19 protein-coding genes and 2 pseudogenes are annotated in these 25,789 nt (G+C 70.0%); 9 read left to right on the top strand and 12 right to left on the bottom strand.

What is annotated here, in order from left to right:
* Positions 1–65: 65 nt before the first annotated feature.
* Positions 66–272: pseudogene (locus AC5677_RS29965) on the bottom strand (aspartate 1-decarboxylase); the annotation flags it as partial.
* Positions 238–1,668 carry an NAD(P)-binding protein gene (locus tag AC5677_RS29960; protein ID WP_497191003.1) on the bottom strand — a complete coding sequence of 477 codons (1,431 nt, stop codon included), beginning with the start codon at positions 1,666–1,668 and terminating at the stop codon, positions 238–240. The pseudogene AC5677_RS29965 and the gene AC5677_RS29960, both read right to left, overlap by 35 nt.
* Positions 1,669–2,225: 557 nt before the next feature.
* Here AC5677_RS29960 and AC5677_RS29955 point away from each other — a divergent pair.
* From AC5677_RS29955 to AC5677_RS29940, 4 genes and pseudogenes are all read left to right on the top strand, one after another.
* Positions 2,226–2,657: a hypothetical protein gene (locus AC5677_RS29955; protein WP_497191002.1), complete on the top strand. Its 432-nt coding sequence runs from the start codon at positions 2,226–2,228 to the stop codon at positions 2,655–2,657.
* Between the two features lie 366 nt (positions 2,658–3,023).
* A complete protein-coding gene (locus tag AC5677_RS29950) occupies positions 3,024–3,494 on the top strand; it encodes a hypothetical protein (protein ID WP_497191001.1) in 471 nt (156 codons plus the stop codon).
* Positions 3,495–3,617: 123 nt separating this feature from the next.
* Positions 3,618–3,929 (top strand): SUKH-4 family immunity protein, encoded by a 312-nt coding sequence (locus AC5677_RS29945; protein ID WP_497191000.1) that lies wholly within the window; start codon positions 3,618–3,620, stop codon positions 3,927–3,929.
* Between the two features lie 277 nt (positions 3,930–4,206).
* Positions 4,207–4,590: pseudogene (locus tag AC5677_RS29940) on the top strand (WXG100-like domain-containing protein); the annotation flags it as partial.
* Between the two features lie 239 nt (positions 4,591–4,829).
* On the opposite strand, the gene AC5677_RS29935 reads toward AC5677_RS29940, so the two are convergent.
* Genes AC5677_RS29935 through AC5677_RS29925 form a run of 3 tightly spaced genes read right to left on the bottom strand, consistent with a single transcriptional unit; the run spans position 4,830 to position 6,743 of the window.
* The gene (locus AC5677_RS29935) at positions 4,830–5,567 is read right to left on the bottom strand and encodes a hypothetical protein (RefSeq protein ID WP_497196952.1); all 738 of its coding nucleotides are present in this window, start codon (positions 5,565–5,567) and stop codon (positions 4,830–4,832) included.
* Between the two features lie 6 nt (positions 5,568–5,573).
* A complete protein-coding gene (locus AC5677_RS29930; RefSeq protein ID WP_497196951.1) occupies positions 5,574–6,248 on the bottom strand; it encodes a hypothetical protein in 675 nt (224 codons plus the stop codon).
* A 24-nt stretch (positions 6,249–6,272) separates the two neighbouring features.
* Entirely contained in the window at positions 6,273–6,743 is a 471-nt protein-coding gene (locus tag AC5677_RS29925) for a hypothetical protein (RefSeq protein ID WP_497196950.1), read from the bottom strand.
* A 136-nt stretch (positions 6,744–6,879) separates the two neighbouring features.
* On the opposite strand from AC5677_RS29925, the gene AC5677_RS29920 reads away from it, so the two are divergent.
* Genes AC5677_RS29920 through AC5677_RS29910 form a run of 3 tightly spaced genes read left to right on the top strand, consistent with a single transcriptional unit; the run spans position 6,880 to position 14,481 of the window.
* Positions 6,880–11,958, top strand: a complete 5,079-nt coding sequence (locus AC5677_RS29920) for a toxin glutamine deamidase domain-containing protein (protein WP_497196804.1) — start codon at positions 6,880–6,882, stop codon at positions 11,956–11,958.
* Entirely contained in the window at positions 11,955–12,227 is a 273-nt protein-coding gene (locus tag AC5677_RS29915; RefSeq protein WP_497190999.1) for a DUF6406 domain-containing protein, read from the top strand. The genes AC5677_RS29920 and AC5677_RS29915 overlap by 4 nt, the downstream gene beginning before the upstream one ends.
* 58 nt (positions 12,228–12,285) lie before the next feature.
* The gene (locus AC5677_RS29910; protein ID WP_497190998.1) at positions 12,286–14,481 is read left to right on the top strand and encodes an SUKH-4 family immunity protein; all 2,196 of its coding nucleotides are present in this window, start codon (positions 12,286–12,288) and stop codon (positions 14,479–14,481) included.
* A gap of 531 nt (positions 14,482–15,012) precedes the next feature.
* On the opposite strand, the gene AC5677_RS29905 is transcribed toward AC5677_RS29910, so the two are convergent.
* The 6 genes from AC5677_RS29905 to AC5677_RS29880 form a co-directional block, all read right to left on the bottom strand.
* A complete protein-coding gene (locus tag AC5677_RS29905) occupies positions 15,013–16,332 on the bottom strand; it encodes an SUKH-4 family immunity protein (protein WP_497190997.1) in 1,320 nt (439 codons plus the stop codon).
* A gap of 198 nt (positions 16,333–16,530) precedes the next feature.
* Positions 16,531–18,669 (bottom strand): ATP-binding protein, encoded by a 2,139-nt coding sequence (locus tag AC5677_RS29900; RefSeq protein WP_497190996.1) that lies wholly within the window; start codon positions 18,667–18,669, stop codon positions 16,531–16,533.
* A gap of 720 nt (positions 18,670–19,389) precedes the next feature.
* The gene (gene msrB / locus AC5677_RS29895) at positions 19,390–19,794 is read right to left on the bottom strand and encodes a peptide-methionine (R)-S-oxide reductase MsrB (RefSeq protein WP_497190995.1); all 405 of its coding nucleotides are present in this window, start codon (positions 19,792–19,794) and stop codon (positions 19,390–19,392) included.
* 25 nt (positions 19,795–19,819) lie between these two features.
* Positions 19,820–21,220, bottom strand: a complete 1,401-nt coding sequence (gene murC / locus AC5677_RS29890; protein ID WP_497190994.1) for a UDP-N-acetylmuramate--L-alanine ligase — start codon at positions 21,218–21,220, stop codon at positions 19,820–19,822.
* 135 nt (positions 21,221–21,355) lie between these two features.
* On the bottom strand, positions 21,356–21,976 hold the full coding sequence (locus AC5677_RS29885; RefSeq protein ID WP_497196803.1) for a response regulator: 621 nt from the start codon (positions 21,974–21,976) through the stop codon (positions 21,356–21,358).
* Between the two features lie 59 nt (positions 21,977–22,035).
* Positions 22,036–23,199: a sensor histidine kinase gene (locus AC5677_RS29880; RefSeq protein WP_497196802.1), complete on the bottom strand. Its 1,164-nt coding sequence runs from the start codon at positions 23,197–23,199 to the stop codon at positions 22,036–22,038.
* Between the two features lie 256 nt (positions 23,200–23,455).
* Here AC5677_RS29880 and AC5677_RS29875 point away from each other — a divergent pair, with 256 nt between their 5' ends.
* Both AC5677_RS29875 and AC5677_RS29870 read left to right on the top strand, forming a co-directional pair.
* The gene (locus AC5677_RS29875) at positions 23,456–24,526 is read left to right on the top strand and encodes an ABC transporter permease (RefSeq protein ID WP_497196801.1); all 1,071 of its coding nucleotides are present in this window, start codon (positions 23,456–23,458) and stop codon (positions 24,524–24,526) included.
* On the top strand, positions 24,523–25,203 hold the full coding sequence (locus AC5677_RS29870; RefSeq protein ID WP_497190993.1) for an ABC transporter ATP-binding protein: 681 nt from the start codon (positions 24,523–24,525) through the stop codon (positions 25,201–25,203). Before AC5677_RS29875 ends, AC5677_RS29870 begins: the two co-directional genes overlap by 4 nt.
* Positions 25,204–25,263: 60 nt before the next feature.
* On the opposite strand, the gene AC5677_RS29865 is transcribed toward AC5677_RS29870, so the two are convergent.
* Positions 25,264–25,728: an indole-3-glycerol phosphate synthase gene (locus tag AC5677_RS29865; RefSeq protein WP_497190992.1), complete on the bottom strand. Its 465-nt coding sequence runs from the start codon at positions 25,726–25,728 to the stop codon at positions 25,264–25,266.
* Between the last annotated feature and the right edge of the window lie 61 nt (positions 25,729–25,789).

Below are 25,789 nucleotides of genomic sequence, written 5' to 3'. Positions count from 1 at the left end.
ACGAACCGAGGATCAGCGCCGCCGGCCACGGACCTTCTCCGGTGGCCGGCGGTGCTGTCGGGCCCTCAGACCGCCGTGGCCCTGGGGCTGCGTGACGTACCGCTGCCGGACACCGGCTCGGAGGCGTCGGCCCCCAGCGCCACGATCCTGTTGTCCGCGTCGACGTGTACGGCCTTCGGCCGCAGCGTACGGGCCTCCGCGTTGTCCACCTGCGCATAGCTGATCAGGATGACCAGGTCATCGGGGTGGACCAACGGATGTGCCGGCGGCCCGATCGCCGCTCTCCTCGGCGAGGCCATGGTCCGTGTCCGTGTCGGTGTCCATCGCCGTTCCCGTATCCACTGCCGTTGCCGTGTCCATTGCTGTTCCCGTGTCCGTGTTCCAGGTGCCGAGGTCGACGACCTTCTCGTCGGCGAACAAGGCGCAGAGGTGTCGTTCTGTGGTGAAGACGCCGAGCGGTCCGGTGTCCAGCACGGAGGCGGCCACGGATGCCCCGACGATGCGGGTGACGTCGCACACGGCGCCGATACGGAAGAGCGACCGGGTATCGGCGGTGATCTCGTCGCCGCCGGCCCGCAGCACAATGCGCTGATGCGGAGCGACCGCCCGGGTGGTGACGGCCACGGCGATGTTCTCCAAGCCGTCGGAAGTCACCGCTGCCAGCGCCCGTGCCCGCTGGACACTGAGCCGGTTCAGGCGGAAGCGGTCGCCACCGCGGCCGAGAACGACCGGGATGGCGAGGGAGCGCGCCAAGGGGAGACAGGCGGCCTGGGGATCGCGTTCCACGGCGACGACCTTGATCCCCAGATCCCGCAGCTGAGCGGCGAGGCGCAGTCCTACTTGCCCCAGGCCGACGACGATGACGTGGCCATGGCGGGGGATGGAGCGGGCGCCGAGGATGCCGGTCATCCGCCGCCCGGTGAGCCGGTCGACCAGGCCGGCGGTGAAGAGGGCGGCGAGGGCCAGGACCGCCAGCATGGAAAGGGCGCAGAGGATCTTGTACCACGCCGGGCCGTGCTCCGCGGCGGCCGACGATCCGATCGTGGTGAGGGTGCGCGCCGCGTTCCACAGAGCGTCGTCCCCCTGCTCGTGGAGGACGACAACGCCGAGAACCACGTCCAGGGCGAAGACCAGCAGCAGTCCGGTGAAGCCGGCGACGAGTGCCTTGGCGGAGGTGCCGAGGGAGCGGAACCACGCCGTGAGGGCGACCGGCGGCCGGGGGCCGGAGGGCGAGGCGAGCGCCCGCCGGGAGAGGTGCTCGACGGTGTGGGGGGTGCCCTGGCGCCTCACGCCGACGACGCCGGACCCGGTGGACCGGAGCATGGCGTACCGCGGGTCGAGGCAACTGGCCAAGAGGCTGGGCACCATCGTGTCGGTGATGCTGAGAACACTGCAGTTGGGGATCGTGCGGGCGACCTCGTCGGCGACCGTACGGTCGAAGAGGGTGACCACCAGACGGATACCGGGCCTGAGGTGCTCGGTCAGCAGGGCGTAGCGCAGGGCGACGATGTCGTCCCTGGAGACCACGGCGATGCCGTCGGCCGGTTGCCGCAGCGCACGCTGCAGGGTGTCGTGGTCCGGGCGGGTGAGCCGGTGCACCGTGCTGCCCCAGCGGCGGATGCACTCAGCGGCTTCCCGGCCCAGGGCCTCATCGTCTTCGACGATCACTATGTGTTCGCCCGTCCTGGGGACGTGGGGCGGTTCCTGACCCCGGGAGGTCCGCGTGCTCAACCCTTCGGCCTTTCGGATCGTGGGGAGTGTGGCGCCCTGGGGCAGGAAGTTCCGAGGGGAAGTTCGGGGAGGAAGTCCGGGGAGGAAGTTCCGATACGGGGTGGGGGTGCGTCCCCTGGGCGGTGCCCCGTCCGGTGCGGCGCGCGGTGCGGGTCGTTGGATCGCGCCGCGGCGGGGGTGGGACGGGAGGTCGCTGAAGGCTCATCGGACGCGGGGCGCAGAGGATCGCCCTGCGCTCGACGCCGTATGCGCGTGCCCACAGATTAGGAGCGGGCCTCCCTGGGGGCCATGGACAGATGCCTCATGACCCGAGCTGCGCATTCAGACACCTGCTCAAACGCCGTGGCGGGGCCGCGCCGATGCGCGGATGCGCCCGGGTTGACGGTTCAAACGGTCGGCTGGATAAGCTCGCCAACACGTGTAGCAAGCTGTAGCGAGTGCGAAAGACGCGTTCGGTGCGCGCGAAGGGCCCACTGGGCTCGATGGGGGTTCTCATGACCAACAGGCCGGGAAGCAGACCGGGGCCGGGCGAGCGGGAGATCGACGACTCCGAGCTGATGGACGTCGCGCGGGACCCGGAGCAGGCTCACAGCCTGCACAAGGCGCTGCGCACTCTGGCCAACAACCCCAATGCGGGCGGACCGCTCCAGGAGATGGCCCAGGGCATCCTGTCGGGACGTATGGGAATGACCGACGCCATCAAGAACGAGCGCTACATGGACGCGCTGGGCGACCGCATGACCGAGATCCGCCGCGCCGCCGAGTCGCAGACCATGGCGGACCGCGAGGCCGAGCGCGAGAAGCGCGAGCAGTGGGAGCGCAAGCGGGACGAGGAAGAGCAGAAGGAGCGCGCCGAGCACGACGGTCCTTCGATCAACCTGGTCACGGGGCCGAAGAAGCGCGGGCGGGGCGGACACCGGGGTTGAGCCCGGGGCCGGATACGGACCGAGGGCCCGTGCCCACGGAGGCTCGGGCCGTCTCGCCGGCGCACCGCCTACCGGCGAATGATGGGGGAGGCCCTCGAATGGCCCGCGCCTTCTTCGGTCCCACCGGGCCTGACGGCACCCGGACGCCGTTGCGGGTGCGCGATTTCGACATCGGCTACCCCGAACGTGGCGATCGCTTTGTCTCGGAAGGTGTATCGGAAGGTGTATCGGCCGGAGGCTCCCGGGACAGCACTGTGACACCCAGGGGTTGAGGGCTTGTCAGTGCCTCTGGGTACGCTGGCACAGAAATGAAAAGGACGTGAACCGGCAGCTCGATGACGCCGGTTTCTGAACGGGGGCGCAGTCATGGGGGACGGGTTCAAGAGCAATCCGGAGATGCTGAAGGCCGAGGGAAAGAACTTCTCCGAGATCGGCAGGGATTTCTACCAGGCGACCACCAGGCTGAAGAACGGCCTGGCCGCGCAGGGTGACGGTGGAGGCGGCGGAGGCGAAGCGCCGAAGGAGACGACGTTCTCGAGTGTCGCCCAGGATGCCTGGAAGGGCCTGACCACCTTCAGCGACAAGGCAGGCACCCCACCATGGGGTGACGACGAGCTCGGCGAGAAGTTCGGCGTGGTCTACGAAGGCCTGCGCGACGGCATGACGGACTCGATGGAGCACCTTGCCACCAAGCTCAACGAAATCGGCAAGGCGTTGGAGCGGATGGCGAAGAACCACGAGGAGAACGAGGACTTCAACAACGCTCTGATCAAGGAGCAGAAGCCGGAGAACCAGTTCGGCGGCGATGTACGGATTCTGAAGTCCACGAGCAACTGACACGGCCCGCACCACGGGGCGACGTTTCGACGTTTCGACGGCCAACTGCTCGCGCCAAGCCCGAGTTCCACCGCATGACCGCGCCTGACCCACAGCTGCCCCTTCACTGATAGGAGAGAGTCCGTGTCGCATCCCGACGCGCCGGAACCGGTACAGCCCGTCCCCGCCACTGCCGAAGAGGCATTGGCTGCCGCTCGCGCCCGATTCGAAGTACTGGATCTGCAAGGAAATCCGGCGCCGTTGTACGTGGCGGAGTTCGACATCGGCTTCCTCATCCACGCCGTCATGCCCCCACCGCCGCCCGGCACTCAGGCGCCGTTGGGTGGCAGTCACATGGTGATCTCCAAAAGCGACGGAGCCGTCACCTATGTCCCCAACTTTCCGCCGGACTCCGCGATCGAGCTGTACCGCAGCCTGCGCCGGCCCAATGGCTAGGGCTGCCGCCTGAGGACTGGACGGCTTTGGACCGGACGTCTGCTACAGCACTGGGTCACACCAGAGTTAAGGGATCGTCAGGGCCGTTGGGTAAGCTCTGGCCTGGGCATGGCTCTGCGCCGACGCAAACCGGTTGAGCACTCTCGAGGCTCCGAATGGCGCCTCCCGCAGCAGCGGAAAAGCAGGGCCCGTCCGCCGAGGGTGAGGCGGATGGAGTCGGTCGGCCCACAGGGCCGGGACGACACGAACTACATGGGCGACAACGGGGGTCTTCGTCATGGCTTTGATGCTGCCGAACGCACTTGAGTGGGTTCTCGAGATGTGTGGCTTCGAATGGCCCACAGGCGACGAAGACAAGATGATGGAGTGCGCCAACACCTGGCGCCAGTTCGCCGCTGATGTGGAGGGCCTCCAGGCCCGTGGTATGAGCGCCGCCGGCAACGTCCTCGCCGAGAGCGCCGGCGACTCCATCGACGGCTTCAACAAGACCTGGGAGAAGTTCTCCGGCGGCTCGGGCTACTTCGACGACGCCCGCCAGGGCGCCGAACTGATCGCCATATGCATGGACGCCGCGGCGATGCTCATCATCGGGCTGAAAGTGGCGGTGATCGCCCAGTTGGTCATCCTGGCGATCGAGATCGCCGCGGCCCAGGCCGCCGCTCCATTCACCCTGGGGCTTTCCGAGCTTGGCGCGATGGGCGCGGCCGCCGCCACGCGGATGATCCTGCGCAAACTCCTCAAGGAGATAGCCCAGCAGATCTTGCAGGCGGTGTTGGAGACCGCCAAGGAACCCTTTGTCTCCGCTCTGGAAGCCATGGTCTCCGACCTGGTCGCCCAGACCGTCGAGCAGAACTTCGGCAAGCAGTCGGGCTACGACCTGGGCCGCACCGCCAAGAAGGGTTACGAAGAGGGCAAGGACGCCCTGAAGAATTCCGGTTCCACCTTCGGCGAGTCCCTGCGCGACGGCGCCGGCTCCCGCGCAGGGCATGGCGCCCGCCACGGACTGACCAACAGCGGACACGACGGCGGCGACGGCTCGTCGGACTCCGGAAACGACAGCTCTTCGACCTCCAACGATTCGTCGTCGAACGACAGCAGTTCCCGTGACTCTTCGTCCAGCGATTCGCCGTCGAACAATTCCTCGTCGTCGAACGATTCCTCGTCGTCGAACGATTCCTCGTCGTCGAACAGCAACTCGTCGTCCAACGACAGCAGTTCGTCCAACAACTCCCCCAGCGACTCCCATTCGTCGAACTCGCCGAGCTCATCCAACTCGTCATCGAACGACAGCAGTTCGTCGAGCCACTCGCCGAGTTCCAGTGGTTCGCCGAGTTCGAGCAGCGCCGACTCCGGGCGCAGGGCACCGGATATCGGCGGTCCGTCGTCCTCGTCTTCGTCGAGCGGTTCGGACAGCTCTCCGTCGGACTCGTCCTCGTCGAGCGGTTCGGACAGCTCTTCGTCGACCCCGTCCTCGTCGTCCGACGGCCCGTCGGCTTCGAGTTCGCCCTCCTCTTCCTCGAGTACGCCGTCCCACAGCAGCACGGACAGCACCGGCAGCCCGGACTCGTCGCCCCCCTCGTCGTCCTCGCCCTCACCAAGCCGTGGCTCCGACTCGCCCAGCCCCTTCGACGTGGGCACCCAGGCCTACAACGAGAGCATGGGTCGTCCTCCGGGCGACGACTCGCCCACCCCCGACTCGGCTACGGACTCGTCCACGCCGTCCACCCCCGACTCCTCTCCGGACTCGTCCACGCCGTCCACCCCGACGAGGCCGGACGTCGAGGGCGGACCGGCCCCCGACACCACCCCTGACTCCGCCCGTCCGGACAGCACACCGGACGCCCCACGCACACCGGACGCCCCGCCGAGCACGGCACCGGGCAACGACCCGTCCATGCCCGCCAACTCCTCGCACGTCGAGGGCCCGGGCACCACGCCGGATGCCGATGGCTCCCCGGCGCCGGACACCACTCCGGACAGCGCTCGCCCGAGCCGCCCGGAAGGCGTCGACGTCCACACCCCGGAGCAGGGCTCGTCGATCCCGGACCCGCGCAACACCGAGCCCGCGCCCATGCCGTCCCCGCCGCCGGAGACCGACCGCCCCGAGCCCGCACCGGCCCCGGCTCCCGACAACTCCCGCCCCGAACCAGGCGTGCACCAGGCCGACCGCGACTCGGTCACCACCATGCCCGCACCGGCCCAGGGCCCCATGCCGGACGACTCCCACAACGGCAACAACAACGACGGCAACAACAACGACAACCAGAACCAGGGCAGCGGCCGCGGCTCCATGCCGAGCGGCGCCATACCCGGCCACACGCCCACCGCACACCCCAGCCCTGGTCAGGGCCACGCGCCGACACCGTCATCACGGACCCCGCACAACCCGGACGACGACAACATGGGCCTCATGGGCAGCGCCGCCACGGCGGCGCCCCCGGCCCCCGGTACGCAGCCCGGTGAGGCGGGCATCCCGCAGCAGGCAGCCCCGTCGTCCACGACGCCCTCAACGTCGACCCCGGGCGCCATGCCACCACCGGCGGCCGGCCCCATCCCGACGCAGGCGCCGGCGGCAGGCAACCGCACGACGAGACCGCGGGCCACCACGCCCAGCGCCACGACGCGGCCTACGGAACGGCCGAGCACCAGGCCCACGACGCCGTCGCGGGACAGCCGGCAGAACCGTCCCACATCGCCGCCGCGCACCGGGACGCCGCGCAGCGAGACACCGAGCCGCCCGACCACGCAGCCGCGCACCGACACACCGCGGACCGAAACGCCCGGCCGCCCCACCACACCACCACGCACTGACACGCCGCGTGCCGAGACTCCGCGCACCGAGACGCCTGGGCGCCCGACCACGCCGCCCCGCGGCGAACAGCCGACGAACCGTCCGACGGACCAGCAGTCGCCGGCCGAGTCCCCCGCTTCCACGCCGAACGACCAGGGGATGCCGGCACCGAACAACCAACAGCCGGACAGTCAGCATCCCGACGACACCAACCAGACGCCCGATCAGAACCAGCCCCCCGCTGACGACAGCGCGCCTGAGCAGCCCACGGCGCCTCCGCCTCCGCCCCAGGCAGACAACCTTTCGGACATCCGTAACGACCTGAACATCCCGTTCGAAGGCCTGACCACACCCGACCCCGCCCATCAGCAGGACCTCGAAAACGCCCACCCGAGGAACCCCGACGGCACCCCGCAGGTGTACGCGGACCCGCGGCAAGGAAACTGGGCCGCCCTGCAGAACGACGGCGGCGTGGGGGTGCCCGGCCGGTCCAACAACTGCGCCGACTGCACCCGCTCGTTCCTCGAGACATGGTTCGGCCGCCCGACGGTGTCCGCCCCGCGCACCTTGGACCTCAATGCGGACGGCAGCCTGAACACCTATTCCGCGGAGCGCGACTCGGTCGACAACCAAACGCGTTGGGCCGGCGCACCCAGCACGTACGCGGGCAACGACCATCCCAACCCGTACGCACGTATCGCCCACGAGCTGTCGCAGGCCGGGCACGGCTCGGCAGCCGTGATCGGCGTCAACTGGCCCGGCGGTGGCGGCCATGCCTTCGCCGCGGTCAACCACAACGGCCAGGTCCTGTTCGTCGACGCGCAAACAGGTGTCGTCAGCGAGAATCCGATTCACCTGGGCGCCCAAGAGGTCTTCTACACCCCGCTGGACGCCAATCGGAATCCGATCACTCCGTACTTCCTGACCCCGTCGACGCCTCAACCGTCCACCCAGGACACTCCGGACACCAACAACAGCTCGGACCCGGACCCCGACTCGTCGACGGATCAGTCAACTCCCGACGCTCAGTCGGACGGACCTTCCAACACCTCGCCGTCCACTGACCCGTCCACTGAGCCATCCACGGAGGAGGCGCCCTCCGACAACGACGACGCGACCGCCGGACAGAACGCGAACGACGGCAGCACCGACACAGCACCGCCGTCGACGACCCCGGAATCCTCCACGACGCCGGAGACGACGCCGACCCCGGAAGCGACGCCGACCCCCGAAGCGACGCCGACCCCGGAGACGACTTCACCGCAGAACGAGGACACCTCTCCGGACACGAACACCACCCAGGAGTCCCACCAGGACCAGATATCCGAGACCACCCCGGACACGGACTCCACCACGGACCGGGACTCGGAAGCGACCCAGGACTCGGACGCGACGGACCAGGACAGCCCGCAGCCCGACAACGCGCAGGACACGCAGGACAGCCAGGAATCCCAAGCCCCTGAGGATTCCCAGGACACCCAGGACACCGAGGACACCCAGGACACCGAGGACCCTCAAGACGCCGACGAGCAACCGGAGTCGGGGGATCCGGTCCCGTCCACGGCAACGCGCCCCTCCGGTCCGCCGGATGGCTACGACGACCCCACCGACGCCGACAACCGCGCACAGCAGGAACGATTCCCGCGCAACGAGGACGGCTCGTTCCAGCAGGCCCCTGACCCGCGCGAGGGCACTTGGGTCGACGACATCCGCGGCCAGAACCCCGACGACTCCGGCCGTGACGTCAACTGCCCCGACGGGGCGCTGGCGTTCGCCGATTCGTACGCGGGCAATCCCACGGTCGCCGCCCGCCGCAGCCCGAACGAGGACGGCACCCCCGCCGACACTCCCGAGCCGGGCGGCCGCGACCGCATCGAGAACACCCTGGGCGCCGAGTTCGACGATTTCGGCGACGGCCGCGACGCGTACAACAACCTGGAGACCACCCTCCTCGACGAGGGCCACGGCTCACAGGCCGTGATCATCACCCAGAACGCCGACGGCCGCGCCCACGCCTGGAACGTGGTCAACCACAACGGCCAGATCGTCTACGCCGACCCGCAGACGGGCCAGAGCAGCACCACCCCGCTCCACAGCGGCAACAACGGCGTCTTCGCGATCCCGTTGGACGCCAACCGCCGGCCCATCCAGACCACCAACCAGCCCACCACGCAAAACCAGAGCCAGACCACACCTGCCGATGCCGGCCACACAGCGCCCCAGCGCCCGGCCGGTTCGCCCCCTGGGTCCAACGACCCCAGCGCGGAAGCCACTCGCCAGCACCGCAACCAGAGCCTTCCCGACCCGGAAACACGGACCGATTCGCATGCGAACCTTCCTCCGGACAAGGCACAGGGCGACCTTCGGGACGCGCACAACGTCCACCGGATCGGTCTGGACCCGGTCCAGGCGCAGATGCGGCAGTGGGCGCAGCCGCAAGGCGACCCGTCCCGGGTGCCCTTGGCCGACGTGCTGCGGGAATCCATCGATCGCCGGCAGGCGCACGCGGAGTCGGCGCAGCAGGTACGTGAAGCCAGGCAGGACTATGACCGGGCGCTGAAGGAAGTCTCCGACGCCAAGGCAGAGCGGACCAGGGCGGCGACCGCGGAGCGGAAAGCCAAGACCGCCGAGGCGAAACAGGCGGCTCAGGCCAAGCGGGCGGTGGCGGATCAGCGGCTCGCCAAGGCCCAGCAGGCTCTCCCCCAGGCCGAGGCCGCCCACAAGGCGGCGATGACGGCGCACCGGAATGTTCCGATGCCGTCGACGAACTTCACCGACAGTGACCTCCGGCAGCATCTTGATCCTGCGTGGTCGCAGATGAACGACGGCCAGCGGTACGCCGCGATCGCCACTCTGGCCCGCATCAGCCAGTCCTTCCATGCCAACAACGCCGTCGGCGTGAACCCTGACCCGGCCGCGAACAACGACGCCTACAGCGACGGAAAGTTCCACGAATCAGCGGCTCCCTGGCGACGTGAACTCGCATCGCACCCGGACGGGACGAACCTTCGGGATGTGGACGACCTCAAGCAACTGCTTGAGGAGACGGAGAGCAATTCGCCCGACCTCTCCGGCAAGAATTACGCGGTCGTGGAAGTTGTCGACCCGGACACCAAGGAAAGCCACTACATCGTCGATTCGTCGGTTCCCCCTGCCGTGGACGGCGCCGACCCGATGCACTCCGAGTCCCACATTCTCAATTGGATCGACCAGCTCAACGAGAATCGGGCAGCTCAGGGGCAGGCCAAGGTCGAGGTCAAGGGCCTCTACACCGAACGTGAGCCCTGTGGCCTGCCCAACACTGCATCCGGTCATCCCACCGGTCACGCCAACTGCTCGAGGACGATCAACAATTCCCAGGCGATGGACGGTGTTCCCGTCCACTACAGCACGACCTATCGAGCGGACCCGGACCTCAAGGCTCTGAAGGCGGCCGAGCGGGACAGGCTGCGCGCGGAAGGCAAGAGCGAGTCTCAAATCAGGACGGCACTCAGCAAGTACCGCACGCCGAGCCAGCAGACCCAGGACGCGGAGATTCAGCAGCACCTGAACTTCGTCAACGATTTGGCACAGACGCTGGCGAATCCGGGCCAGAACACACCGCCGGCCCCAACGCCCGACCACAACACACCGCCCACCCAGGCGCCTCAGTCGGGCCCGTCCCATCCCACGGACCCCCACCGCACACCCCCATCGGACCCGGCAGGTACGGACCGGCGTTCTGTTGCTGATCCGGAAGGTGCGGACCGGCGTTCTGTTGCTGATCCGGAAGGTACAGACCGGCGTCCTGTTGCCGATCCGGAAGGTACAGACCGGCGTCCTATTACCGATCCGGAAGGTACAGACCGGCGTCCTGTTGCCGATCCGGAAGGTACAGACCGCCGTCCCCTTGCCGACCCCGCAGGCACAGACCGCAGGCCCCCGGCGGACTCCGTCGGCACGCCGACCACCGCCCCGACCGATAGCGAGCGCACACCTTCGCCAAACCCCGCGAGCGTCAACTCCCCTGTGAACAACGGGACGGTGAACAACGGGACTTCGGGCAACGGATCTGCGGACAACGGAACATCCGCGCCGGCGGACTCGCAGCGCTCACACCGCGACGTTTCGCAGAAGGAGACGGGACTCACGGGCGCGGGAGAGACCCCGCGCCCCACCACCGTCGCCACGGGGGCGGGCGAGCACGCCGGCGCCCCGAACCCATCCGCCGACGAGCCTCGCGAAGGCTCCCCCGCCTCGGACGACCAGCCGAAAAAGCCAGGCCGGTTCAAGCAGCTTTGGCAGTCGATCTCCCAGTCAGGCCCGGCCGAGACCACCGAGATCACCACTGAGGTGGACCAGCCGCGCTTCGGCAACTACAAGAAGCTGCCGGAGCACCAGCCCGACCGTTACGGCACTCCGCTGGACCGTCCCGACGGGACGCGCGTGCCGCTGTTCGACGGGCCTCCGTCGCGTGAGCAGACGCAGCAGGGTGAAATCGGTGACTGCGGCATCATCGCCACCATGGGAGCCGTCGCGAGCAGGTACCCGGATCTCCTCCAGGACATGATTCGAGAGACGGAGGACGGCAACTACGAGGTCCGCTTCCACGAGGTCGCGCGCAACAGGTACGGCAACCAGGCTCCGACCGGGCGCATCCTGACCATGCGGGTCACTCCCGACGTGCCCGTGTACAGCGACTTCCCCACCATCACGCCCTACGCCGACGCCAACGACGTGGGTGTGGCCTGGCCGGCGATCATGGAGAAGGCCATCGCGGGCCTGGACCAGTTCTGGGACGACAAAGAGCGCGAGCGCATGGCGCAGTACCCCCGCTACAGGGACTTCGACGGCAAGCTGCTGACGGGCTACTCCCGTATCACCCAGGGCTCCACATCGGGCGACCGTGCCGAGCTGCTCGCCCAGCTCACGGGACGTACGGCGGAGAACCACGATTTCCCGACGCAGTACGACATGCACGGCCGCAGCCCGGAAAAGCAAATCCTGGCCCACCTGCGGGAGCTCACGGAAAGCGGCAGGCCGGTCGTTATCGGCACCGTCCCCAGGGGCACGGGTGTGGAGAACAACATGGAGAAGGACCTCCTGAGTTCCCACGCCTACGAGATCGTCTCGGTCGACGACAAGGGCCTGATTCAGTTGCGCAATCCACATAACTTGAAACATCCCCAGCCGCTGACCATCAAGGAATTCATGAAATACTGCAGCAACCAGTACGCGTCTTTGGAGGATGAGAAGTGAGTAATGCCGACACGATTCATCTCTGGCACGGGATTCAGCGAAAATCCGAGAACGCGAGGTTCGTAGTGATGGACATCTACAGGGAGTCCGACGCCTCGGTCAGGGTTCGGCTCGCGACGTTCGCCACCGAGGAGCAGGATCACACCCTCCGCATTGGTGAGACCTTCCCCGTGGGCGACGAGACATGGCAGCTCGCCGAATTGACGGGTTGGCCGAGCGAGGACGACTGGACCGTGGTGCTGCGCCGCGTCGCGGCTGCCCCGGCCTGATTCCGCCACCGCCCACCATGCGTAGGGTCGAGGAGTCATCGCGCAACTGAGGAGGACCATGCCCGAGCCAACCACCGACCCCTCTGGGATCCCCGAGGAAGAGGTCGCCGGTCGCGTCGGCGCATGGTGGCGTGAGGGTGGGCACGCCGGCCAAGTGGCCTTTCTTGTCCCTACGGCCGGCCATGACGCCTCGGCTGTCGTGCGGGAGATTCACGAGCACGTACCCGACAGCGTCCTCGTCGACGCCACCGGTCTCACCGCCGAGCAGATCATGCAGCAGGCCCTCACGGCGCTCGGCGTCGATCTGTCCGCTGAGCAGCGCGATGACTGGCGTTTCGCGCTCGGCTCGTGGCCCGAGGAACGGTTGCTGCTCGTCGTCAACGCGCACCGCGCCGGGCCGACTCGGCGGTCGTACGAGCCCGAGCGGCTGGTGACCCAGACCCTTCCGTGGTTGGCGCGTGGCAAGTTGGCCGTGGTGGCCCATGTGGCTCCCGAGTTGCTGCCGTCCCGCGTTGACCCCAGGGCGGTGTTTCGGCTGTCCGCGCCGGCCGCCGAGTCTCTGCAGGCGGTAGCAGCGTCCGTTGCCGTGCGGGCGTTGGCGCTGGCCGAGCCTCGCCTCGTACCCCTTCCCGTCTGGGCCCAACTTGTCGCCGGGCTGAGCGGTGCAGCGGTATCCGAGGAGGAACTCGCGAATATCGCAGCGGAACAGTCCGACGTTCTCCGACTCGGGCCGCTCGGGGCTTCCTTCGTCGACGAGGCCGTGGCCGAAGCTGTGCGCCGCGAGATCGATTCCGCCGAACTCGCCCGTGTCAATGGGCATGTGGTCGCTTGGCTCATTCGCTCGACCCCGGATCTCCGCCACCCCGAAGGGTGGGCCAGGCGCGGTGCCGTCGGCCTGTACGGCGCCACTGGGCTCGCCATGCACGCCGTACAGGCGGGGACGTACGACGAAGTTCTTCGGGACGGTCGTGTCATCGCCAATCTTCCGCAATCGGCGCTCATGGACGCGGCACGAAGCATCACCTTCCTCATCCCCGGAAACACGGCCGCCGCCGACGCCATTCATCTGTGGGGCTGGGGAGTGACACCGCGGCATCAGACCGAGTGGGCTTCGTGGCTGCAGTTGATGGCGCTTTCACGCGACGATGTCGAGTTCGCGTCAGCGGTCGCCGCCTCCGGTGTGGCACTGCCCTGGCGGGCCAAGTGGGCACGGTGGCGGCCGCCGGGTGGCTATCACACGCGCTTTCTGGAGGCCGGGAGATTCGCTGCCCTGACGGAGGTGCGCTGGCAGGGTCGACCCGCCATCGCCGGTCTGCAGCAGCGGACGGTGCTCGAGGAACAGGAGCTGTACGTCTCGATCTGGGACGCGGAGACGGGAGACCGTGTCGCGGACCCTTGGGAACACGACGAGATTCCGCAGGAGCATCGCGCGGACCTCACCTGGCCCGCGTCACCCGGGAGCGACGCCGCCGCGCCCGCACGCGTGCGAGATCTGTTCGCTGCGTCGTCCCCCCGACGCGACCAGCGCGCTTTCATGCTTCCCTGTGTGCCGCTGACCGTGGGTGAAGTCGTCGTTTTCGCAGGCGACTTGGGGCTGATCGCCATCAGTCCCGCGGACGGCGTGGACATCTCCGGTTGGGGCGCCCGGCTGCGCCCCCTGAGCGGGGACTACACGGACGCGGGCCCGTGCAGTCCGATCGACGCGCCAGCACCGAGTCACGAGGACGTCATCCCCCTCTTCGGCGAGAACCTGCTCTGCCCCATCCCGGACGAGGACCTTCCGGATCGACTCACCCATGCGGCGACGCGCGAACTGCTCCTCGATTTCGGTCTGCCCTACGTGAACGAAGCGGCCATGGGGATCTTCCCGTACGGCGGCTGGGGCATGGGAACTCTGGACGAACTTCCCTCCTGGCCCGAGGGAATCGAGCCCGTCCCCGAAAGCGGTCCCTTCTTCCAGTTCGGCAAGTGGATGGGCGGCAAGCTCGTCGTCGACGGACCCACCGGACACGTCCTGCGCGTTCCCACGAAGCCGGGCCAGGATCACCTCGCCGGTCTTCCCGCCGCGCACAGCCTCGAAGATTTCCTCACCATGGTCGCGCTGTGGGTCACCGGGCTGCGTACGCGGAGTGTTCTGCCCCCGGCCAATTCCGAGCGGGGGCAGATCACCTATTGGGTCCTGGGAGCGCTGGCCGGAGTCGACGAGACGGGCAGTGAGCAGCCCGCCTGGGCGTACGTACTCCACAACGAGTGACGTCGATCAGTCGGAGGGGCGGGCGACCGCACGCCTCAGTCCCTCCTGGCAGTTGACTCCCGTCCGGAGCGCCTTCCAGACATGGGCGATACGGGCGACCTGCAACTCGGACAGGTCGGGCAAGGTCTCGTCGATTTCGTGTGCGCAAGCCCGGCATGGGCCTGGCGCCGATCGGGCCCTCGGGACGCATCGTGGCCATCAGCCCTTCGGTCGCTGGACGGTCGGCCTCGGCCGGAAGGGCAGCCGGGACCGGCGCGACCACGTCCACGGACGCGCACTGCCGTGCCGTCGCCTCGTTCTTGAGCAGCTCGTCGACAACCCCGCCGATGTGCACGAAGGGGGCGAGCACGTGTACAAGCCCGTTCAGGTCCGGGCCCGCGCGCAGGCGGTCGCATTGGCGGTGCCGGTCGAGGGCTTTGGGCTTGGTGCGCGGCGCGGGCTGCCTCAAGAGCGCGTACAGAATTCGTGCGTACGCGAAGAGGCGCGGCGCGTTGTCGGTAACGCGCCGCGCCCCAAGGCAATGGGGGTCGATCAGAACAACCCGTGCCACATCTGCTCGACGATCACCGACCACCAGTTCCTCGGGTCGTCCAGGGCCGATGCGTCGATGGCGACGAGCTGATCCTGGAAGTCGGCGACGGCCCTGCCCGCCATGATCGGGTCGAGCGCGATCATCCCTTCGCGCGTGGTGTGCAGGAGCGCGAGGGAGCGGGCGAAGGCGGACACCGAGGCGTTGACGCGGCGGCCCGCGCCGCTTTCCGGAGTGACGGCCCAGAGCTGGCCGACCGGCTCACCCTCCCGATCGGACCCCGTGCACTGGACGGTGATCAGAGCGACCCCGTCGGTGCCGATCCTGACGTGACCCTCCAGGAACGCGAGGGAGTCGGCGCTCGCCTGGGAGCCGACCTCGCGCAGATGCGCGGCGGCGTTGCCGAACAGGCCGGCCGGAAGCTCCGTCTCCGGGCTGTCGGCCGTGAAGAAGAACGGGATGTCGGTCGGCAGCCCGGCCCATGTCAGCGTGGCCTTGGTGGCCTCGGGGAGCGGGGTGCCCGCCACGTCGTCGGCGTCATAGCGACGTACGCCGTCAGCGCCGAAGGTCTCCGTCAGCTCGCGGCCCAGGGCAACATCGCGGAGCGGCTCGGCCGGCTCGATGTCGGCCGAAACGGGCACGCGGTGCGGCCGTGGCGGCGGCTGCTGTCCCGCGGTCTGGTGCATCATCTCGACGTGCTCGAGCAGACCGGCGATCGCCTCGGCGCGCTCCTCGCCCCGCAGGCCGTACTCCTGCACGCAGGTGAACTTGGCGTTGGGGAAGCGACGGCCGAGCAGCAGGCCCGGGTACCCGCCGGGGAGCGGGCTGGAGCTGAGGTCGGTGTGGATCGCGACCACGTTCTGAGCGGGGACGTCCAGGCTGTCGAGCTCCACCATCGCCTGGTACTCGGAGTGCGGCTCACCGGGGGCGGAGTTCTTGAAGAGGCTCGTCTCCTCGCCGGTGCGCGGGTCGACGTAGGTGATGACCGTGGTGTTGCCGGGGCCGGTGACCGGCGGCTGCGCGGGCGGCGCGGCCTCCTGGCCGCCGCCGTGCTTTTGCTGATACATCCGCACGACCTCCTCGACCGGCACGGACGGCCAGGTGCTCAGCTCGCCGGTGCGGCGGTCGACCACACCGCAGGAGTGGCCGATCGTGGCCGGCGGCCGGCGCTTGCCCGTGACCGGGTCACGCTCGATCGGCGGGGCCGCGGCCCACACCACCCAGCCCAGATCGAACTCCTGCATCCGCACCTCACGGTGCTCCTGTCCCTCGGGGTTGAGCCACCCCTCGGCGGTCGCGAGCGCCTGCTCCTGGCTGATCACGGGAACTCCCTTCGAGTCTTCGGACGGACGGGGCCGGGGCGGCCGGGGTCGGTGCCGGGCGCGCGCCGCGGCCCTCGTCCGAGTGGGCCTGAGTGCAGGCGGTCTGATGCGGGCGCCTTCGAGAGGCTTCGGGCCTTTGAGCCTGTGAGGCTTCGTGCCTCTGCGCCCTTGAGGCTAACGGTCTGCGGTAGGTGGGTGTCAGGCGGCCGGGTGGGCATCGGGCCCGGGGCCTTGTGGAGCCTGTGCGGCTTCCGGCTTCGGCTCGGGGGCCTGTGCGGGCTCGGGCTGGGCTGCCCGGGGGTCGGGTACGGAGCGCCGGGCGGTCGTGGCAGAGGGCTGCGCCGGGCGGATCTGCAGCGCCTTCACACCGCTTTCCGTGGCAACAAGGAGGATGCCGTCGGAGGAGAGGTCGGTTCCCGTGAAGGGCGTGGCGGAGATCAGGGCCGTGACGATCTTCTCGTCGCCCTTCTGCTCGCCGCGACGCCAGACGCGTACATAGTCGGCGCCGCGGCTGAACCCGAGCGGCGCCGTGGCGCGCTCGTCATCCGAGAGGCGCAGGATCTGGGTCGGGTCGGCATCGATGACGGAGCCGGTGGCGAGGTCCTGCACCAGCGCGGCGGGGGCCTTGGGATCGTCGGCCTTCAACGGGCTTGAACCCGGCGTGCCTTGAGGCACCGCACTTACGGCAACCGCGAGTGGAGCCTCCGCGGCGCTGTCCGACGCGGCCGCGGACGGGGGCAGTTTGCCGACGGTCACGGCGTCGACCCCGGCGACCGGTACGCTCCACAGGGTGTGCCACGGAAGCTCGGGCACCACGCGCCGCAGCATCGCCGCGTACTCCGGCAGTCCGTCCTCGACGAACGCGGTCTCCAGGAGCGCCGCTCGAAGGACGGCGGGTGCCTGGGAGCGGGTGAGCAGCGGGGCCGTACGCAGATAAGTGCGCGCCGGTGCGTCCAACTGCTCCGGGGGTACGGCCTCCACCGCGGCGCGCAACCGCACCGGCTCGGCGTGGGCGAACAGGCCGGGGTCGGCGAGGAGCCGGGGGAGCAAACCGGCCTCCAGGGCATGTCCCGCGATGTGATCGCGGACGTACGCCCCCGCCTTCGCCCAGTCCTGATCGGGTATGGCCTCCAGCAACTCCATGGCGATACGCGCCTGAGCGCCCGGAACATCCGGAATACCTGCCCGAACGGCCTCGCCGATGCCCGGGTGCTGCAATCCAATGAGCGTCCGCTCGTCCTCGGGGATGCCTTCGCCGGCCCTCTCGATGGGGCGGATGAAGGGGGCGGCGAGCAGCATGCCCCGCGCCATGTCCTCGCTGATGTCCCGCTCGGCGACTGCGGAGGCGAGCGGGGTCAGCAGGTGCACGGGCAGGCCGTCGCCCTCGGCAAGGGCGAGGGGCGCGAGGATCTGCCGCAGGGTGCGGGGGTGGGTGTCAAGTCGCTGGGCGTGCAGATCGAGCACTTCGCCGACGCTGCCGGGCAGTTGGCTCGCATCCGCCGGGTCGAACCCCTCCGGGTGCATCAGGATCGACTGCACGGCGAGATGCACGGTCAGGCGGCTGCCCACGCCGTCTCCCGCGTGCCCGGCGATCGCCTCGGCGAGCGCGCGTCGAGCGTCAGGCTCGGTCGTGAAGGGCAGCTCCGGGGCGCCGAATTGGGGATTGAGCAGCGCCTCGGCCTGCAGCACAAGCCCTTCGGGGTCGGCCCACTCGGGTGCGTCGAGGTCGATGATCCGGGCCACGCCGGGTGGCAGGCCCTCGGCGAGCTCGACGGCGAACTCCCGGGGCACGTCGGCGAGAAGGCGTATGGAATCGACGGCGGCGAGGGGCTTCAGCACGTCCCGCACCACGTGCGCGGGCTCACCCGTCCCCCGCACCGGACCGGCCCGATCCACATCCGGCACCACGATCGTCACCGGCCGCCCGGACAACGGGAGTTGACCGAGTTCGGGGAGGATGTCGGCGGTGCGGGTCGCGGACAACTCGTAGTGATCGGCGAGCAGCCACAGGGTCTGCGCTGCCGTCAGCCCGGCGACGCTCGGCACCGCGGGTGCGGGCAAGTCCGGAGGCACGGTCGCCGGATCGAGCGCGTCCAGCTCGAGCCCCTTGCGATACTCCGGATCGCAGAGCATCAGGAACCCCGTGAGCAGCCGCGAACACCCGGTGCCCGGACTCCCGGTCAGGATGACGACCCGAGGCGCGCCCGGCCGCTCCATCCGCCACGCGGTGAGCGCGCGCAGCGCGGCATTGCGCCCCCCGATGTAGGGGTGGGGCTCATGGGCCTTGGTCTGTTCTGGGGCCTTGGTCTGCTCTGGGGCCTGGGTCGGGCTGGTCATTGTCTCCCCGTTGTCCTGTCCGTCCGGCACCGTCAAGTCGTGTTGACCGTACGCCGTTCATCCTAGGGGCGTCGCCCGGGGTGAATCGCACCCCGACCGCCGCTCGTCACCCAGGTGTGGCGTGCACGTGTCACCCACGTGTGGCGCGGCGCCGGCGACACGGCTCGGTGATCGATTCCGGCGGGGCGAACTCGTACACCGGAGCGGCGCCAACGTGCCGTTCGGCAGGCGTGGTGGGAATGTGCGCGGGCGACCTCACGGGGTGCCTGCGATCACCCCGTGAACCTTTCGTACCCACATCATGCCGCACCCCACTGACAACGTCTCTGACCTGCCCTGATTCCCCCAAGCACCGATCTTGCTCTGCACGTCGGCCTCCTCCTTGGTGTGGAGTGCGCCTGGTTCCGGAGCGGTGCCGAAGTCGTGGCCAGTCGCTGCTGCCTCCAGCGCATAGGCAAAAGAGTCGTAACCCGCCAGGCCGTCTTGGCCTCTCCGTCTGGAGTCGAATCGTCCGGCCGTTCATCCCGGCGCTGTCGCCGTGTGTCGCGGTCGCCGGCGTGGTGCCCAGGTTCACTTGGAGTGCTTCAGCAGCTCACGTCGTTCCTTGTCGAGGGCAACCGACGGCTTGGTAGGGCTTCTGCTCCGGGAATGCCCGCACAAGGCTCCCTGTGCGGGCATCCTCCGGCCCGACAACAGCCGGCGGTTGCGCGTCAGCCCTCGTCAGCCGTCAGCCGTCAGCCGCAGTGAGATCGAGTTGATGCAGTACCGCTGGTCGGTGGGGGTGGGGTAGCCCTCCCCTTCGAAGACGTGCCCGAGATGCGAGCCACAGCGGGCGCAGCGGACCTCGGTGCGGACCATGCCGTGGGAGCGGTCCTCGATGAGTTCCACGGCGTCGGTGTCCTTGGGGTCGTAGAAGGACGGCCAGCCGCAGTGGCTCTCGAATTTGGTGTCGGAGCGGAAGAGTTCGGCGCCGCAGGCGCGGCAGGAGTAGCTGCCTACGGTTTTCGTGTCGGTGTATTCGCCGACGAAAGCGGGCTCGGTGCCGGCCTCACGGAGGACGTGGTACTCGGCGGGGGTCAGCTCGGCGCGCCACTGGTCGTCGGGCTTGTCGATCTCGTACGGCATCTGGGGCTCCTCGTCTCGGCTCGGCTCAGCCGGCCAGGCGGGTCAGGATGGCGGGGCCGAGGTCGGTCACATCGCCCGCGCCCATGGTGAGAACAAGGTCGCCGGGCTTGGCCATTCCGGCGATGACGTCCGGGACGGCTTCCTTGGCGCTCTCCGCGGTGACGTCGGCGCCCGCGGCGCGTGCGGCGTCGATGATCAGGGCGCTGGTGACGCCCGGGATCGGGTCCTCGCGGGCCGGGTAGATGTCCAGGACGACGGAGCCGTCGGCGAGGGCGAGCGCCTGGCCCATTTCCGCGCCGAGCTCCTGGGTGCGGGAGAAGAGGTGGGGCTGGAAGACCACCAGGACGCGGGAGTCCTCGCCGGCGGCGCCGCGGATGGCATCGAGGTCGGCGGTCATCTCCGACGGGTGGTGGGCGTAGGAGTCGATGACCTGGACGCCGCCCGCCTCGCCCTTGAGCTGGAGGCGGCGGTTGACGCCGGTGTACGTGCCGAGGGCGGAGGCGAGGTTGTGCGGCGGCAGGTCCAGGGCGACGCCGGCGGCCAGGGCGGCGACGGCGTTGTGGGCGTAGTGCCGGCCGGGGACCGAGACGGTGAAGGTGAGGATCTTGCCGCTGGTGAGGGTGACGGTGACGTCGCTGGTCAGGCCGCGGGGGTTGACCTTGAAGATGCGGACGTCGGCGTCCTTGGACTCGCCGTAGGTGACGATCTCGATGTCGAAGCGGCCGGAGATCTTCTCGGTGAGCTCGCGGGCGCCGGGGTGGTCGGCGGAGATGACCAGGGTGCCGCCGGGGCGGATGCGGCCGACGAAGGTCTCGAAGGACTCGTAGATCTCGTCCATCGAGGCGTAGTTGGCGTGGTGGTCCAGCTCGACGTTGAGGACGATGGCGACCTCGGGCGCGTACTTGTGGAAGCTGCGGTCGCTTTCGTCGGCCTCGGCGACGAAGATCTGGCCGGCGCCGTGCTCGGCGTTGGAGCCGGGGACGTTCAGATCGCCGCCGATGGCGTAGGACGGCTTGAGGCCGAGGGAGGTGAGGGAGACGGCCAGCATGGAGGTGGTGGTCGTCTTGCCGTGGGTGCCGGCCACGGCGATGGGGCGCAGGCCGTCCATGAGGGCGGCGAGGGCGTCGGAGCGGTGGACGACCGGGATGCCGCGCTCCTGGGCGGCGGCCAGCTCGGGGTTGTCCTGGCGGATGGCGGAGGAGACGACGACGCAGGTGGCGTCCGCGGCGAGATGTCCGGCGGCGTGGCCGATGTGGACGGTGGCGCCGAGGTCGCGCAGGGCCTGGGCGGTCGCGGAGTCCTTGGCGTCACTGCCCGCTACCCGCGCGCCGCGCTGCGTGAGGATCTTGGCAATGCCCGACATGCCGGCTCCGCCGATACCGATGAAGTGCGGCCGGTCCATCGAGGCTGGGATGGCGGGTGCCATGGGTGGTCTCCCTGAATCGTCATCGTCACGTGCGGTCGTGCGGGTCGTGCTGTGATGCGGTGGTGCTGTGGGTGATTCTCGCACCCGGCACCGACAGGGCGGGGCCGCACGGTCGCACGGCGGCGATTGCGGCGCTCAGCGGCGGATCAGGCCCTGGGCGGTGGCGGCGGCGACCGCGGAGGTACGGGAGTCGACGCCCAGCTTGGCGTAAATGTGGACGAGGTGTGACTTCACGGTCGCCTGGCTGAGGAAGAGCTGCTTGCTGATCTGCGCGTTGGACAGGCCGTCGGCGACGAGCTGCAGGACCTCGGTCTCACGGCGGGAGAGCGCGGTGGCGGGGGTGCGCATGCGGTCCATCAGGCGCAGCGCGATGGTGGGCGCGAGCGCGGATTTGCCGGCGGCGGCGGTGCGTACGGCGGCGGCCAGTTCTTCGGGCGGGGCGTCCTTGAGGAGGTAGCCGGTGGCGCCGGCCTCGATGGCGGCGAGGATGTCGGCGTCGCTGTCGTAGGTGGTCAGGACCAGGACGCGGGGGGCGCCGGCGCGGCCGGTGATGGCGGCGGTGGCCTGGGAGCCGAGCATCTTGCCGCCGAACTGGAGGTCCATCAGGACGACGTCGAGGTCGAGCTGTGCGGCGAGGCCGACGGCCCCCTCGGCGGTGGGGACGTCGGCGACGATCTCGAAGTCCGGTTCGGTCTCCAGGACGGCGCGCAGTCCGGCGCGTACGACGGGGTGGTCGTCGGCGAGCAGCAGCCGGATGGTGGGGGTGTCGCCCCGCTCCGGCCGGGCCGGGGGGCTGGCGGGGGAATGCGCGGCGGTCACGGGGCGGCCTCCGGGGTGGCGGGCGCTGCGGGGCAGGGCAGGGTGACGGCGACGGCGGTGCCCTCGCCGGGCGCGGATTCGACGGCGAGGGTGCCCTGCAGCGCGCGGGCGCGGGCGCGCATCGCGGCGAGGCCGAAGCCGGTGCCGGAGGCGGCCGCGGAGCCGGGGGCGGGGACCCGGGAGGGCACGAAGCCGGCGCCGTCGTCGACGACGTCCAGGGCGACCTCGGTGTCCATGTAGCTGAGGGTCAGCTCGACGCGGTCCGCGGCGGCGTGCTGGACGGTGTTGGCGAGCGCGGACTGGGCGATGCGCAGCAGAGCGACCTCGTGCGGGGTGGGGAGTTCGGTGGGGGCGCCGGAGATGTGGCAGTGCACGGCGAGGCCGGAGGTGCGGGCGGTGGTGGCGCAGAGCCGTTCCAGGGCGGCGGGCAGCGAGCCGGCCTCCAGGTCGGGCGGGCTGAGGGCGCGCACGAAGCGCCGGGCCTCGGCGAGGTTGTCGACGGCGGCGATCCGGGCCTGGCGGACATGGCCGAGGGCCGTGTCGGGGCGCTCGGGGATGGCGCGCTCGGCGGCCCGGAGCAGCAGCTGGATGCTGGAGAGGCCCTGGGCGAGGGTGTCGTGGATCTCGCGGGCCAGCCGCTCGCGTTCGGCGAGGACTCCGGCGGCGTGTTCGGCGGTGGCGAGGTCGTTGCGGGCGGCCGTGAGCTCCTCGATGAGGCGGCGGCGGGCCTCGCTCTCCCGGTAGAGGGCCTCGTAGCCGAGGACGACGGCGACCGCGACGGCCGCGCCGAGGACGGGGCCGACGACCGTGCCGACGCTGAGGGTGTGGGTGTGCCAGCCGAATCCGGCGACGGCGGCGGCGGTGGTGGCCGCGACGGCGGGCAGCGCCCCGCGCAGCGGCAGCAGATGCAGCTGGACGAAGAAGAGCGGGAAGGCCAGCCAGACGCCGTCCGGGGTGAGGGCGAGCAGCACCAGCCACAGGAGCACGACGGCCCCGAGCCAGAGGCCGGCGGCGGCGGTGGAGGTACGGATGCGGGGCAGCGAGGGGCCCGCGGCATACAGGGCGAAGAGCGCTACGGCGGTGACGATGACGGCCGGGGCGTCGGCGGTGTGGTCGGCGACCGCCCGGACACAGGCGAGCGCGAGCAGCGCGGCCACCATCAGGTGGAGGCAGGTGCGCAGCACCCGCAGCACGGGGGTGAGGGAGTGATCGCTCCCGGCTTTCTCGGTCACGGCCTCTTCAGGCTACGGGCCCCTCCGACCTGCGGCATCAATCGAAAGGTGGAGCGCGGGCCGCATCTTTCGATACGGGCGGACCCCTCCTGAGCGGGATGTGCGGGGCCGCGGCCCCGGGCGACGGTGGGGTCAGCCGCCGGGCAGTGGGTCCGGCAGCCCCGATCCGAGGATGGCAAAGCCTGTGTTCGTCGCCTGGAGAGACCTGAGGTTCGCCAAGGGGCGGTTCGCCCTGATGGGCACCGTCATCGTGCTGATCACGGTGCTGGTGGGCCTGCTGTCGGGCCTGACGGCGGGCCTGGGCCGGGAGAACACCTCGGCGGTCACGGCGCTGCCCGCCGACCATCTGGTGTTCTCGGCGCCCGCCGAGGGCGGTGCCGTCTCGTTCACGGATTCGCGGCTGGCGGAGCGCACCGTGGGCGACTGGGCGCGGGTGCCCGGCGTACGCAGCGCCGAGCCGCTGGGGATCGCCACGACGAAGGCGGAGGCGGGGAGCCGCACCGCGGCGGTGTCGGCGTTCGGGATACGTCCCGGGTCGCCGCTGGGGCCGGGCGGGACCGCCATCGGTGACGGCGAGGCGGTGCTCTCCGAGAAGGCCGCCCGGTCGCTGGGCGTACGGGCCGGTGGCTCGTTCACGCTGGGCGGGCGCACGGTCGAGGTGGCGGCGGTGTCGGGCGCGGCGATGTACAGCCACACCCCGGTCGTGTGGACGTCGCTGGGCGACTGGCGGCGGCTGCCCGGCGGCTCCGGTGGTGCGACCGTCGTGGCCCTGTCCACCGGCGGAGCGGCCGATCTGGCCGCCGCCGACAAGCGGCTCGGCACCCGTACCGTCACGGCCGACGACGCCCTGAAGGCGATCGGCTCCTACAGCGCCGAGAACGGCTCCCTCCAGCTGATGCGCGGGTTTCTGTTCGCCATCTCCGCACTGGTCATCGGCGCTTTCTTCACGGTGTGGACGATTCAGCGCAGCGGCGATGTCGCCGTCCTGAAGGCGCTGGGCGCCTCGACCCGTTCCCTGCTGAAGGACGCGCTCGGCCAGGCCGTCGTCCTCCTGCTGATCGGTACGGGCCTGGGGACCGCCGTGGCGGCCGGGGTGGGTGCCGCCGTCGGTGGCACCGTGCCGTTCGTGCTCGACCCCGCCACCGTGCTGATACCGGCCCTGATCATGATCGCGCTGGGTGCCGTGGGCGCCGCGCTGTCCATCCGCCGCATCACGTCCGTAGACCCGCTGACCGCCCTGGGAAGTGCCCGATGAGCCTCGAACTGACCGATGTCACCCTCACCTACCCCGACGGGGGCGGCCGGCTGACCGCGCTGGACGCGGTGTCGCTGGCGGTGCCGGCCGGCCGGATGACGGCGGTGATCGGCCCGTCCGGCTCCGGCAAGTCGAGCCTGCTGGCGGTGGCCGCGACGCTGATCACCCCGGACTCCGGGCGAGTGGTGATCAACGGCACGGACACCGCGGGCCTGAGCCGCGCCGAGCTGACGACGCTGCGCCGCACGACGATCGGCACGGTCTTCCAGCAGCCGAATCTGCTGCCGTCCCTGACGGCCGCCGAGCAGCTGCAGGTGATGGCCCACCTCGACGGCCGCTCCCCGCGTAAGGCCAGGTCGCGGGCGCTGGAGCTGCTGTCGGCGGTCGGCCTGGAGGAGCAGGCCGGCCGGCGGCCGCACCAGCTGTCGGGCGGCCAGCGGCAGCGGATCAACATCGCGCGGGCGCTGATGAACGAGCCCGCCGTCCTGCTGGTCGACGAGCCGACCAGCGCGCTGGACCACGAGCGGGGCGCCGCGGTGCTCGATCTGCTGACGACGCTCACCCATCAGCGCGCGACCGCGACGGTGCTGGTCACCCACGACCGTTCGCATCTGGACACGGTGGACGAGATCGTCGAGGTGCGGGACGGGCGGCTGAGCACCCCGCTGCCGGCGTGAGCGGGGCCAGGGGCCCGGCCGCGCTCCGCCGGCCGGGCCCCTGGCTCCCCCCGTTGCCTCCTAGCTCCCGTCGTTGACCGCTTCGTCGGGTGCGTGGGCGAAGAGTTTGAGCACCGGCACGCCGACCTTGTGGCGGGCCCGGGAGGCCCAGTCGCGGTGGAAGAACTCCTCGACGAAGTGCGGCGCGGTCAGCACGATCACCTCGTCGGCGTGGGTCTGCTCGACGACGGACTGCAGTAGGTCAAGCGGGTGCTCCTCGACCACCTGTCCGACGGCCTCGGCCCCGGTGGCGCGCAGTGCCGTGAGGGTGTGGGTCAGCGCGCGCTCGACGGGAAGCTCCGCGGTGGTCTCCGCACCCTCGCGCACGGCGTCGTCGAATTCGCCCAGTGCGACGTCGTCGATGGCCCGCAGCAGGACGTCCTGCTTGCCGCGTGGCTGCATCAGGACGACGAATGATCCCTGGTCATCGCCGTGCAGGGTGCTCACGAACTCCACGTCGGCGGGCGTCAGAGGCTTCTCGATCATCAATACGCTCGTGAACACGACGACGCCCTTCTCCTCTTGGGCCCGCTAGGCTCGGGCCCAC

This window comes from Streptomyces sp. JLSY215 (assembly GCF_059682825.1).
The sequence above is the reverse complement of the archived record's forward strand: the minus strand, read 5'-3'. Positions and strand labels throughout refer to the sequence as shown.